Origin of the sequence: Nostoc sp. DedVER02 (assembly GCF_034530675.2) — a bacterium.
GTDB lineage: Bacteria > Cyanobacteriota > Cyanobacteriia > Cyanobacteriales > Nostocaceae > Nostoc.
Genome location: NZ_JAVRCP020000048.1, coordinates 33,851 through 47,519, shown reverse-complemented (window position 1 = coordinate 47,519; position 13,669 = coordinate 33,851). Strand labels below are relative to the sequence as shown.

9 protein-coding genes are annotated in these 13,669 nt (G+C 40.1%); 2 read left to right on the top strand and 7 right to left on the bottom strand.

Translation table 11 applies throughout. The features are described from left to right. Positions 1 to 248: 248 nt before the first annotated feature. The 3 genes from phoU to RMZ41_RS28555 are packed head-to-tail and all read right to left on the bottom strand — an operon-like array spanning position 249 to position 3,068. Complete coding sequence (gene phoU / locus RMZ41_RS28565; protein WP_322641613.1) at positions 249 to 917, bottom strand: phosphate signaling complex protein PhoU; 669 nt, start codon at positions 915 to 917, stop codon at positions 249 to 251. Positions 918 to 945: 28 nt separating this feature from the next. Beyond that, positions 946 to 2,262: a sensor histidine kinase gene (locus RMZ41_RS28560; protein ID WP_322641612.1), complete on the bottom strand. Its 1,317-nt coding sequence runs from the start codon at positions 2,260 to 2,262 to the stop codon at positions 946 to 948. Between the two features lie 53 nt (positions 2,263 to 2,315). Then, positions 2,316 to 3,068 (bottom strand): response regulator transcription factor, encoded by a 753-nt coding sequence (locus RMZ41_RS28555; RefSeq protein ID WP_322641611.1) that lies wholly within the window; start codon positions 3,066 to 3,068, stop codon positions 2,316 to 2,318. Between the two features lie 723 nt (positions 3,069 to 3,791). Between RMZ41_RS28555 and RMZ41_RS28550 the strand changes: the two genes are divergently transcribed. Together RMZ41_RS28550 and RMZ41_RS28545 are read left to right on the top strand one after the other, a co-directional pair. Then, entirely contained in the window at positions 3,792 to 4,775 is a 984-nt protein-coding gene (locus RMZ41_RS28550) for a hypothetical protein (protein WP_322641610.1), read from the top strand. Between the two features lie 53 nt (positions 4,776 to 4,828). Next, the gene (locus RMZ41_RS28545) at positions 4,829 to 5,908 is read left to right on the top strand and encodes a hypothetical protein (protein ID WP_322641609.1); all 1,080 of its coding nucleotides are present in this window, start codon (positions 4,829 to 4,831) and stop codon (positions 5,906 to 5,908) included. A 461-nt stretch (positions 5,909 to 6,369) separates the two neighbouring features. Here the strand turns inward: RMZ41_RS28545 and RMZ41_RS28540 are convergent, their stop codons facing one another. The 4 genes from RMZ41_RS28540 to RMZ41_RS28525 all read right to left on the bottom strand — a co-directional run bounded on the left by RMZ41_RS28540 (position 6,370) and on the right by RMZ41_RS28525 (position 13,436). Continuing rightward, complete coding sequence (locus RMZ41_RS28540) at positions 6,370 to 11,769, bottom strand: AAA family ATPase (protein WP_322641608.1); 5,400 nt, start codon at positions 11,767 to 11,769, stop codon at positions 6,370 to 6,372. Positions 11,770 to 11,903: 134 nt separating this feature from the next. Beyond that, positions 11,904 to 12,677: a 1-(5-phosphoribosyl)-5-[(5-phosphoribosylamino)methylideneamino]imidazole-4-carboxamide isomerase gene (gene hisA / locus RMZ41_RS28535; RefSeq protein WP_322641607.1), complete on the bottom strand. Its 774-nt coding sequence runs from the start codon at positions 12,675 to 12,677 to the stop codon at positions 11,904 to 11,906. A 130-nt stretch (positions 12,678 to 12,807) separates the two neighbouring features. Continuing rightward, positions 12,808 to 13,104 (bottom strand): DUF3593 domain-containing protein, encoded by a 297-nt coding sequence (locus RMZ41_RS28530; protein ID WP_322734322.1) that lies wholly within the window; start codon positions 13,102 to 13,104, stop codon positions 12,808 to 12,810. Next, entirely contained in the window at positions 13,101 to 13,436 is a 336-nt protein-coding gene (locus RMZ41_RS28525) for a DUF2499 domain-containing protein (protein ID WP_322641605.1), read from the bottom strand. Before RMZ41_RS28525 ends, RMZ41_RS28530 begins: the two co-directional genes overlap by 4 nt. Positions 13,437 to 13,669: the final 233 nt, after the last annotated feature.

Sequence of the window (13,669 nt, the reverse complement as noted above, 5' to 3'; positions counted from 1 at the left end):
CGACCTCTTCCCACTTTCGAGTCCTCACCTTGGCATATCTATTGCACTATTTTAGCTGTGTCAGTCCACTACAATACCTAATTTCGTTCAAAAATCAAATAGTAATCCTATATTTAATTTGACCTACTGACTTACCTAGATGCAAATAATTATTAATTATGAAGATAGTAGGGTGGAATGGCTCTGACTTTACTTGGATTCAGATCCCCGACTTGCTTAAGAAGTCAGGGATCTAGATAACACCTAAACTAGGAGCGTTGACCGGTGACAATATATGCTACTCTCTGACCGATATTAGTGGCATGATCTGCCATCCTTTCTAGACAACGAATAGCCAGTGCTAGCAGCACAATTGGCTCGACTACACCAGGTACATCCCTTTGTTGGGCTAAAGTTTGATAAACGCGATCGTATGCATCATCTACGGTATCATCTAAGTTCTTTAAACGGCGACCACTGCCTTCATCGAAATCTCCCAAAGCTTTCAAGCTAGTTGCTAGCATAGCCTGTGCGTGAAAGGACATAGTTTCAATCTCAGATAAACACGAATGAGGCGTATAGGGAAAAATTTTAATCGCAATTTCAGCTAAATCCTCAGCATAATCGCCAATGCGCTCTAAGTCTCTCACCAATTGCATAAAAGCACTCAAGCAGCGCAAATCTTGAACGGTAGGTGCTTGCAGCGTCATAATCGCCGTACAGTCTGATTCGATTTGACGATAAAAGCGATCAATCTTTTTATCTAATAGCGGAAGTGCCTCGGCTGCTGTTAAGTTACGAGCAAATAATGCTTGGTGGCTGAGGCGAAATGATTGTTCTACCAAAGCACCCATGCGTAAGACATCCCGTTCTAAGCGCCGAATAGCGCGTGCGAGTTGGGGTCTTTGAGGATTGGGACTATGATGGACAGCTTTCACACTTGTTATCTTAAAGGTGAAGATATTACTAACTATAGTCTTGGCTTAAGGAGTTTGCCATAACTTCAGGAAATTGGAGTTGCATCCACGCACCGCCAGTTTCTGGATGATTCATAGCTTTGATTGAACCACCGTGTGCCAAAAGAATTTGCTCAACGATCGCTAATCCTAAACCATTGCCAACGATCGCCCCGACGGAGTTACTATCTTGTGGGGAATGGGTTCGCGCTTTATCTCCTCGATAAAATCGCTCAAAAACATGGGGTAAATCTGCCTCAGAAAACCCAACTCCAGAATCAATAAGATTTATTTCTAGAATTGAGGGAGTCGGATCGTTATCCTTTGTTGATAAGATTTTCGCTTCGACGTGAATACTTGTAGAAGGAGGACTGTATTTAATACTGTTGTCTAGCAAGTTGAGAAAAACTTGGAAAATCCGGGCTTGATCTGCTTTAATCCAGAGATTTTCTGGGCCAGAATAAGAAAGAGATAGATGTTGGCGCTGTGCTAGAGGTTCTAGTGTTTCCCATACAGATGTAATTAGCGATCGCAATTCTACAGCTTTGGCTTGTAATTGCATGGTTGGGTTGGCTTCCATTTGGGTCAGGTCTAGCCAGCTTTGTACTAAGTTAATCAGCCGATCGACTTCTTGCATCAAACGGTTTACCCAACGATTTAGGGGCGGTTCCAAGCGGATTTGTAACGTTTCCACAACTAACCGAATCGAAGTTAAGGGGGTTCTGAGTTCGTGGGCTAGATCGGAAAAAGAGCGATCGCGTACTTGATTTATATCTAATAGGGGTTGACGATTTTCTAAAAACACTCCCACTTGTCCATTGGGTAAAGGCAAACTAGATGCCCGCAAAGCCAGAGATTTTATTGTTTGCATCTCTGCTGTATCATCACAAGATGGATGAAATATCCATTCTCCAGTTTGTGGTTTTTGGCGATCGCGAGTTTGTTCAATTAAATGGTCAAGTTCGTAAGACCGCACCAACTCTAATAACAAGCGTATCTGTTCTGGTTGCCACCTTTGCAGATACAAAATTTCCTGCGCCTGCCGATTACACCAAAGCAGTTGATTTTCCTCATCCACCTGCAAATATCCCACTGGTGCAAAATCCAACAGGTCTTGGTAAGTTTGCAATGACTGCTGCATATCTTGTCGTTGCTGCTTCACCATCGCTATTTTCTGTCGTAACTCAGGAAGCAGCAGTCCCTTCTTGTCAGAATGAGAAGTTAACGGTCGGAGTAAGCGCCCCAGGTAGCGGTTAAGTTGAACCTGTTGCCAAATCCAAAACCCAATGCCTACCGCTAAACCTAGAATAAATCCCAATAAAAGCATTTGAGTTGTTAGTTTTTTGGTGACTACTAAAAACTAACAACTATCTAAACTAATTATCCAAACCTATAGCCAAAACCTCGTACAGTCACAATATATTCGGGATGACTGGGGTCTTGCTCTAATTTTTCGCGCAACCACCGAATATGAACGTCTACAGTTTTACTATCACCAACAAAATCTGGGCCCCAAACCTGATCTAGCAGTTGTTCCCGCGACCATACCCTACGGGCGTAACTCATAAACAGTTCCAGCAAGCGGAACTCTTTAGGCGAAAGACTCACCTCTTGACCACGAACCAGCACCCGACATTCTTGAGGATTCAAGGTGACATCCTTAAATTTTAATACTGGTAATTGTGGTAAATTACTTAAGCGCTGACGGCGGAGTAAAGCGCGACAACGAGCCACTAACTCACGCATACTAAAGGGTTTGGTCAGGTAGTCATCTGCACCCACCTCTAACCCCAAAACGCGGTCAGTTTCACTACCTTTAGCACTGAGCATTAAAATAGGTACTGGGTTTCCTTGATGACGTAGCAAACGGCAAATATCTAGCCCATTGATTTGCGGCAACATCAAATCAAGAATAATTAGATCAAAGGGAACTTCCCCTGAGTTGGTTTCAAAACTTTTAAGATACTCTATAGCAGATCGCCCATCGGGTGCAGTTATTACCCCGTAACCTTCCTCTTCCAAAGCTACAGCTAGCATTTCCTGGATTAATTCTTCATCTTCTACTACTAGAATACGGCTGGTTTGCCCAATGTCCGTTCTAGTAGAGTATTTGGTCGATTCAGTGGTATACATTGATATCACAAAAGTCTGGGACTGTGCTTGTATCAATTAGCATGATTAAATCTATTATCTCGCCTTAGTGCAACGGCGCTTCTGCTAGGGTTAATTCTTTTAGATTTTCTTTACAAAAAGTAATATATACCACCGTACCCATCTCAATCATAAATCACTCTGACTGCCAGCTTCTAATACTTTTAAGACTTACGCAAAACTACACGCACTCAGGGGCAATATCCTGCGGATAGTTCATTGAGAACTGGTAGAGTATAGCCGCTTCTCTACCAGACGCTTTACAAATGGGTCTACATGAATTGGCCTAAGAAGAAAATCAGAGTTTAGTGCTGACTTTGTTCTGTGACGCAATTGCATGAAGGATTGTCTTGACAAGAAGAGATGAGATTAGGTATATTTATTGTAGTACAAAAGTACCATTAAGTTTTAAAGGGAAAACCATAGCACAAGCCTTGGTGGTTAGGACATCAACAGATGATGAAACTTGGACACAAAAGGACTTTTCGCCCAGTCTCCAGTCTCCAGTCCCTTGCAATATATCTGAAAAATAGAAGGACATATATGTGGAAAATTCGGAGCCACCTAAGTGTTCTATATCGATCATTCAGTATTTACACTGCGTTAAAAGTGTAGATTTAAAGGCTACTCTGATGTCTGCATAGGGTAGTCCTTGGTATGGCTTGCTACCCAATAAATCATTTGCCTATTGAAGGGAGTTGAAAGATGACTACAGTTGGAGTCAAGGACAGCAAACAACAACTAATGCAAGCATTTCAACAAATTATTATCCAAAGAAAAAAGCTGGATTCTAAAATAGCAACTAAACAAGAGGAAGCGGAAAGGGCAAAAAGTCAAGAAATTCTGCGAGCAGCTTCTGCATATACGGTTGATAGTATTGTCAAAGGTTTAGCTGATTTACAATTAGAGTTTGGGAGTATTCTCAACGGATTATCTGAAAAACTAGCTCAGGAAAATTTCAAGTTAGATGAACTGAACCGAGCTATAGAAATTGAAGCTCAACGTTTACAAGAGCTTCAAGAAATCAGAGTTGTAGCGGATACTCTAGATATTTTAAGTCAAGAACAACAAGAAAAATTAAAAACCCTAGAACAAGATACTATCAGTAAAAAGGAAACATTAGAAAAAGAAATTACAATTAGACGAAAAGAATGGCAAAAAGAGCAAACCGAGTATGAAGAAAAACTCAAACAATATAATGAGTTATTAGCAAAAGACCGTCAGCAAGAACAAGAAGAATCTCAATATAAGTTAGAAACTACTCGTAAGCTTAATACAGATAGCTATGAAGCAATAAAACGCCAACAACAAAGGGAAATCCAAGAAAATTCTCAAAAGAAAGAGAAAGATTGGGCCGAACGAGAAAGGATATTAGCTGAACGCCAACCACTCTTTGCAGATTATGAACAAAAGGTAATTACATTTCCTAATGAACTAGAAGAAGCTGTTAAGAAAGCTAGAGAAGAAGCAATTAAAGAAACAAGCCAAAAAGCTAAGATCGAGGCTGATTTATTTGAGAGGGAATGGGAATCTAACAAACAGAGCTATGAACAAAAAATTCAATCTCTAGAAGAAACAATTAAGAAACAGTCTGAACAAATAGAAGGGATTTCTGCTCAATTGCAAACTGCATTAAAACAAGCACAAGACTTAGCTATGAGGGCTTTTGGTAGTTCTAATCCTAAATAGTTACAAGTCTGTAGCATTTTAACCATTTTTAATTCCTGAAGAGGAGGTTTGTTGTGGTGGTAAAAAAACCGACTGATAAGAATACTAAGGTAGAAATTCTTCAGGCGTATGAGGAGTTAGCTAAAGAGAAAGCAGCGCTAAAATCTGAACTCGATCGAGTTGCCAAAGAAAACCAGTCTGGAACTAAAGAACAGCCTAAGTTAGAGCAAAAAACAGCTATGAATCAGCTTTCTAGTGTACAACAGAAAATGAACAATACAATTGAAAGCTTGGCGAAGATTCAATTAGGTTTTGGCAGTGCGGCAAATGAATTATCGGAACAGCTAACCACAAAAGCCTCTAAGTTAGAAGAAATCAGGCGAAATTTAGAAGAAGAAATCCAACAATTAACACAGTTGCATAATTTGGAAATTTCTGACGATCTCTTGGATACTCTCATTCAAACTTATGAAGATAATACTAGGGCTTATCAGGAAGAATATAGCCAGCGTTCTGAAGTTTTATTCCAAGAAATACTAGAGCAAAAGAATACTTGGGGAAAAGAACAGGAGGAACAGCAACGGGCGATAAAAGAACGGAATGAAAACTTGAATAAAACTCGGCAACGTGATGCATCAGAGTATAAGTATAATTTAGAACTCCAACGGCAACTGCAAAGTGACGAATACGAACAAGAGCAGAAAGCACTATATAAACAACTGGAAGAATTACTACAAGAGACAGAGAAACAGTGGGCTGTACGAGAGAAAGCAATTTCTGAGAGAGAGAAACAATTTGAAGAATTAAAAATCAAGGTAGAGGCTTTTCCAAAAGATAAAGAAGCAGCTATCAAAAAAGCCACAGAAGAAGGTAAAGGCATCGCTCACTACCAAGCGAAAGTAAAATCAGATTTATATTCTAAGGAAGTAGAAGGACAAAAACGTTTTTATGAACAGAGGTTGCAATCTCTAGAGCAAACCATTACTAATCAAGAAACACGGATTCAAAATCTTTCTAAACAACTTGAATCCGCTCTGAAACAAGTTCAAGATTTGGCAGTTAAAGCTATTGAAGGTAATTCAAATGTTAATTCGTATCAGGCAATCAAAGAAATAGCCTTAGAACAGGCAAAGACTCAAGCAAAAAATAAATAAACTGATTTATTGTTTTTTAGAATTGTAGAGATTTAATTTAAATTAAGTCTCTACAAATGAGCATCAAACTTTTCATTCAGTTCTCTTTGGCTTTTTAATATCTGGAGGAGGTTGTGGTTTCTTCTTCTTCGTTCCGATAGGCTGTATTTGATTAAATGCTTGGTTAGAATTTGGTTCTTGACTGGACATAATACTGAATTTGAGAATTTTCTACAATATTATCTACATCACGGGTATTGTGGATTACGGAAAGATATCACAGAAAATTTAAGTTTAACTAAAAAACTTAGTCAATAATGCTACCTCTGTAGGAACCTTCAGTTTGAACAGGATAGATACAAATCTTAATATATAAGTCAGCGATCGCTTGATGAGTGGACGAAATAGGTAATCTCAAAACTAGATGGGCAAATATTGTCCATTCTATAGATATATACTTCTTGAAATCGCAGTAGTAGCCATTAAGATAATGGAATCTCAATGACAAATTCTGTTCCTTTGCCAAGGGCAGAATTGCAAATCAACCGCCCATTATGGGTTTCCTCGACTATTTGACGAGCGATCGCTAATCCTAATCCTGTTCCTTTGCCAACCTCTTTAGTTGTAAACAGGTGGTCAAAGATTCTTGCTCTAATCTCTTCTGGCATCCCTTGTCCGTTATCTTTGATGCGAATTACTACCGCACTTTGGCCACTAGAAACTTCAGTATGAATCAATATTTGGTGACGATTGGCTTGTGCTTGGGCAAAAGAAAGTCCCTCACACGAAGTATCTAAGGCATCAATGGCGTTAGCGAGGATGTTCATAAATACTTGATTTAACTGTCCTAAAAAGCACTTAACTAGTGGCAATTTTCCATATTCGGTTATGACTTCAATTGCTGGACGTTTTTCGTTAGCTTTGAGGCGATACTTCAAAATCAACAGCGTACTTTCAATCCCTTCATGGAGATTACAAGCAACTTTTTCGGCTGTATCGGCTCTGGAAAAGGTGCGGAGACTGGTGCTAATGTCTTTAATCCGATCGCTTGCCACCTTCATCGAACTTACTAGCTTTGGTAAATCCTCAGCCAGGAATTCTAGGTCAATTTCTTCGCCATGCTCAATGACTGCGATCGCAGGAGTGGGATGATGTTGTTGGTAGCATTGAATATGGGCGAGTAAGTCTTGGATATACTCTTCGGCATTGTTGAGGCTGCCTTTCAAGAATCCAATGGGATTGTTAATTTCATGCGCTACCCCAGCAACCAAATTGCCCAAGGTTGCCATTTTTTCATTTTGTACCATTTGTAATTGGGCTTGCTCAAGTTCTTGCAGCGATCGCTCTAGTTGATGGGCATAATTTTGAGATTCTTGATAAAGATGGGCATTTTCTAAAGAGATGGCGGCTTGGGTGCATAGTAGTTGGATAACTTCGGTGCGATCGCTTGTAAATGCCCCAATTGTGAGCGGATTTTCTAGATATAGCAGCCCGATGAGTTTACCCTGATTTAACATTGGCGTACACAACACACTTTTTGGTTGTTGTTGTATGAAATATGCGTCGGCAATAAAATCAGTTTGTGCTGTTGCATCATCCAGCACAACAGTTTTTAAGCTGCGTTTGACAGTATTCATCAGTGTAATGGGAATGCCTTCGCTGGTTGACAACGGTATAGATACTAAAGTGACTCCTTCGTTGATGCTGGCTATAGCTTCAACTATTAAGTCGCCTTGTCGAAGTACAAGCAAGGCAGCTTTTTGTGCCCCAGCATTTTCCATTGCTACTTGCAAAAGGGTAGTGAGCAATTGCTCTAATTGAATTTCACTGGAGAGAATTTGTGAGGCTTTGAAGATGGTGGCAAAATCAAGGGCTTCAGAAATACTGCTGCTAGAAAGGTTTGTGTGGATAGTTTGATGTGGAAATGATGATGCATTGATGGTTGAACTCAGTTGCAAGCGGCTAAGTTGCCCTTGTAAGATGAGAGCGAGGAGTTGAGGATAGCGTTTTTCTAAGTCATCAGTTTTGGACTTAGCGCCCCAACGGGCATAGCAATAATAAGCTTCTTGCAGATAAACTTGGGCGATTTTTTCTTTGCCCCAGTCAAGGTAAAACTTGGCAGCTAGCTCATTGCTCAAGGCTTCTTCTTGAATATATTCGTTTTCTTTCGCTAGAGTTATGGCGCGATCGTATAATTCTATTGCTGCCATTTTTTCACCTAAAATCCGATGCCGTTCTGCTTCCACCAAATCAAATTTGTGCTGGAAATTCATCGGTGCAAATTTGGCTCGAAACTGCAATTTTTCCTGGTTTTCACCAACCTTTAAGAGTAATTGTTCTTGTTGAGATGGTTCAGCCGTTGGATAGATAGCCAGCCGAGATAAAGAATCGTAATAGTAGAAAACAGGCACAGATAACATTCCTGCGCCTCCGTTGAGGTATTGCTCTCCCTGATTTCCATTTTCAACTGCCGCCGGAAAATCCTTAAACAGATAACTGAGTGTTAACTTACTTAAGAAAAATATATGGAGTGTTAATTCGTCATTTTCTTTAATAAGTGCAGATAACAGTTGTTCATCTTGATAATCTTCATCAATTAAGCGCTCTGGATGATCGCTAGATTCGGTTAACTTGTTAATGCTTTGACAGATTATATTCGACCAATTTAATAAACGCTGATTTTGGGCAAAATTAGACTCATAGGCTTTAATATCTGCTAAGAGAATTTCCAAAACTTCTGTGCCACTTAAATAGACATAGAATAACTTGAAAATCATCGATGCCAAGACATGAAAAAAATCGCCTGTTTCTAATCCAAGACTATGGGATTCTTGTAATAAACTAATTGAGGTGCGAACATGTTTTTGATTATATTGATTCAATGCGGCCACCTTAAATATAGTCATACTTTGAACAGATTTTGCTTGAAATCTATCCACAAGCACCAAAGCTAGCTGGCCAAATTCATAACCTGACTCCAATTGGTTACAAATATTAAGTACAATTCCAAAATCTGCATACCCTGGTGCAGAAAGTGGTGCATTGCCGTATTTAAGAGATAAATTCACCTCTTCGCAGGCAATAATTGGGAACAGATAAGGCGCAGCTTGATGGATGGCGGGAGCGATGCTAGCCATAATTCGCAAAGCAACCAAAGCTTTGGGATCATTCATCAATGGCAAATCAACTAAGTCCTCAATACTTCTGCCAGCCAAGGTGGAGAGCGTATTGACTACAGATTGCTGAATGTCTGGAGGTGTTACTGATTCAGGTAATGTTACCCCAAGTTGAGCGAGAAGTTCACGCCCAATTGCGATCGCTTTGAATGATTGATTCCGCACCTGATCGGCTTGGAGTTGAACTTCATAAACTTTCACTCTATCCAGTAAGGTTGTTGTTTTTTCCATGACGACCTGGATAAGAGATTCCATCTGCTCAAATTCATTGTTGAGAAAGGTTGCTTCGGCAGCTTCTTCGTATAAACTTCGAGTCAGTTCGTATGCGATTTCCCAACTATTAATTGTCAGCAATTGCATTCCCGACTTGAGATAATGAATTGCTGCACCATAAGCAGTAGCTTCTTTCGCTTTTCGACCAGCATTCAAATTTAACTGAGCTAATTGTTGACGTTCACTTGGCTGGGTGATTAGCGCTATTCCACAATTCAACTGACTGACAATCTCAAAAATTCGCTCCTTTTGCTGAGACTCAGAGGTATTTTGCAAGAGTAATTGACCAATTTTAAGATGGGTAAATTGTTTCTCTTCATCTGGAATGAGCGAATAGGCAGCTTGCTGCACGCGATCGTGTAAAAATTTGTAGATAGGGACTTGGAAATTGGAATTTAAGGGATTTGAATAAGAATCATGCTCATTACCTTGAAATAATTTATAAATTTCAGTAGTAGGTAAAACTAATCCTTCTTGCAAAGCTTTCCATAAAGATGCTGCGGTTTCAGCTTCAGATTGTTCAGAAACAATTGCTAAGGTTAGCAAATCAAAAGAATTGCCAATGCACGCGGCTAATTTCAATACATTTTGCGTTGCTGCTGGTAACTTTTGCAACTGTTGCGCTACGAATTCTACTACATCATCGGTGAGAGCAAGTGCTTTAACAGCAGTAATATCACATTGCCAGTATCCTTGCTCAGAATTAAAAATAATCAGTCTATCTTCATATAGGGCTTTGATAAATTGCGTTGTAAAAAATGGATTACCCTGAGTTTTTTGATAGATGATTTGTGTTAGAGGTTGGGCAATTTTAGCTGAACAACTCAATGTATCGACCACCAATTGATTTAAACTAGCTTTATTTAAGGGAGCTAAAGTAATAGTGTTAATCGTGGCATTGACTTTGCGAATATCCGTTAATGTTAACATTAACGGATGCGTGGTAGATACTTCATTATCTCGATAAGCCCCAATTAAAAGTAAAGAACCATTTCCTGATTCGCTGATCAGCAACTGTAACAATTTGAGTGATGCAGAATCAGCCCACTGTAAATCATCAAGGAAAATTACTAATGGATGTTCTTTTGTAGTAAATACCTGAATAAATTTTTGGAAAAGTAAATTGAAGCGACTTTGTGCTGCACTTGGTAAAAGTTCTGTTGCAGGTGGTTGTTGACCAATAATTTGTTCTAGTTCGGGGATGACCTCAAGAATGACTTGCCCCTGATCGCCCAGCACTTGTAAAATTTTATTTTTCCAAGTTGACAATTGACTATCACTTTCACTGAGCAATTGTCCCATTAAGTCTCGAAATGCCTGCACAAAAGCCGAGAAGGGAATATTACGATTAAATTGGTCAAATTTGCCTTTGCTAAAGTAGCCCCTTTGCCGAACAATGGGTTTGTGAACTTCATTGACCAAAGCAGTTTTACCAATACCAGAAAAACCAGCCACCAGCATTAGTTCTGTTTGGTTGTTGGTAATGCGATCAAAGGCTTTTAGGAGAATTTCTACTTCATATTCACGACCATAGAGTTTTTCTGGGATAATGAAGCGATCGCACACATCCCGTTGTGCAATTGAAAAACTTGCAATTTTCCCCGTTTCTTTGAGTTGAGCTAAACAATTTTCTAAATCATATTTCAGCCCAAATGCGCTCTGATAGCGGTCTTCGGCGTTTTTCGCCATCAATTTGCCGACAATCGATGAGAGTATAGGCGAAATTTGCGGATTAATCTCATGTACTAAAGGCGAAAGTTTGGCAATATGACAATGTACCAATTCAATCGGTTCGGGCGATTTAAATGGTAATTCACCTGTTAGTAATTCGTAAAAAGTTACACCTAGAGAATAAAAATCAGTCCGGTAGTCAATTCCCCGATTCATCCTTCCAGTTTGCTCTGGGGATAAATAGCCTAGCGTCCCTTCTAGCACATTAGGACTCATGAGAATCTGAGTTTCCCGTGGCAGCAAAGATGCAATGCTAAAGTCAATTAACTTAACTTCTTTAGTTTCTGGATTAATTAAAATATTGGCGGGTTTAATATCTTTGTGAATGATCCGATAACGAATTAAAATATCTAAGGTATTGCACAGTGCGATCGCAATTTCTAAAAACTCTATTAGAGATTCTACGCTTTCCCCCACTTTCCATCCCTTCAAGGAAATTCCCCCAAAGTCTTCCATCACTAACGCATAGCCATTTTGATAGGGTTCCAGGCTGTAGGTTTGGATGATTCCAGGTTGATTCAGATTTTTGGCGATGGTGAACTGGTTGCGAAACTGTACCAATTCACTGAAGTTGGGATAAGCACTTTTCATCAGCTTAATCACCACAGATTTTTGATCGGTTTCTCGATCGGCGCGATAAACTAAGGTTCTCGAACCATTGTAGAGTTCTTTGCTAAGGTGATATCCGGGAATGCTGACCATACGGCTTAATTCTTGAAACCTCAATATTTAGGTTTCCCAAAAATATGCCAATTTATCGCTTGATTCCCGAATATAAAACGCCACTGTACTTGATATTTCGAGTCAGTGTGTGGAGTTACGAAAAACAGAAAATATCAAGCAAAGCTAGAAAAACCTAGATTGGGTGGAATATCCTGAATCTGCCCAGGCCCGATCGCTCGCAACGCTTCTTTGAGTAAAATATCCCCAGTGTACAAAGCACGTCCGACAATCACACCAGTCACGCCTTGAGGTTCTAGCGCCAACAAACTCAACAAATCGGTGACAGAACTTACCCCACCAGAGGCAATTATCGGGATGGAAATTACCGATGCAAGTTCTCGTAAAGCTTCTAAATTGGGGCCGATGAGAGTACCATCTCGATGGATATCTGTGTAAATGATGGCGGCTGCACCCAATTCTTGCATTTGTACAGCCAGTTGAGTTGCTAAAACTTCTGAGGTTTCTAACCAACCGCGAGTTGCTACTTTACCGTTGCGGGCATCAATGCCAATAATAATCTGTCCAGGAAATTCTTCACACAGTTGTTGTACTAGCTGGGGTTGTTCTACAGCGATGGTTCCGAGAATTGCCCACTGTACGCCGAGATTGAATATTTGTTGCAGACTGGTACGATCGCGCAATCCTCCACCAATTTCAATGGGTACTGACACCGCATGAGCGATCGCTTCTATTGCCCCTAAATTTACTACTTTACCCGCTTTCGCACCATCTAAATCAACTATATGCAATCTCGTAGCACCTTCATCTACCCACTGTTTGGCTACATCAACGGGGTTTTCGCTAAAAACTTGTGAGCGATCGTAGTCTCCCTGATACAGTCGCACACAGCGACCTTCTAGTAAATCAATCGCTGGAATTACATCCATTTACTTCTTCCTCATAACTTATTGCAATCAAACACTAAGCTGTGACGCATTTAAACTGTATATTGGCTTGTTTAAGGGCCGTCCTTTGTGTTTGACAAATGACAAATGACAAATGACTAATAACAAATGACTAATGTCTTTTCATTTTTAATTGCCTTACAGCTTGCCCAAAACCTAGCACAAGCAAGATGTTAGAAAGGGTCAAAAATACTTCTGCACTACCGTGTAACCAATCCACGTCTGCCAAAGACTTGCCATAATGCAATACAGCATAAATTCCGGCTGGGATGGTGATGGCAACAAATACGAGAGTGCCGTAAAATCCATACAGCGCTAGACGCGGCATTTGCGGACTGCGGCTGATAAACCACAAGAAACCCAAATAGGGAAACAGTGAAAGTGCAAACAGGGTTTCTTTAGAAATCATGGCTCTGATTTAATAGGTTTTGGTTCAACAGTGTTGGGAGATTTGGTAGAACGCCAAATCAAAAACGCCGCTCCCCAAAGGGTGAAATTACCAACTAAGGTCATAGTAGCTTGAAGTGTTACCAGCCATTCCAGAGATTCAGCGTTGTCGAAATAATGCCAGGTACAGGCACACATAGCGCTAACTAAAGCTGGTAACATGGCAAGGGACAATCCCCACCAATTACGGTTATTAGTCAGTTCGCCGTAAGTCCAGATTAACCAAATGGCGACAATCCACTCAATAACGCTAGAAATATGAATAATCCAGGTGGGAATCGATAGGGCGTGCATAAGAAAATTAGGAGTTGGGAGAGACGCGATTCATCGCGTCTGTACAAGAGTTAGGAGTAGCGCTGTCAAGGTGATATGTAGCTTGAATTTTATATTTGTTTAAACAAAATCTTTACTTGTTCTTTTAAAATTTTAAAGATTCCGAGTTCAAAGGCTCAACTTCCGAGTTCAAAGGCTCAACTTCCGAGTTCAAAGGCTCAACTTCCGAGTTCAGAAGCTCAACTTCCGAGTTC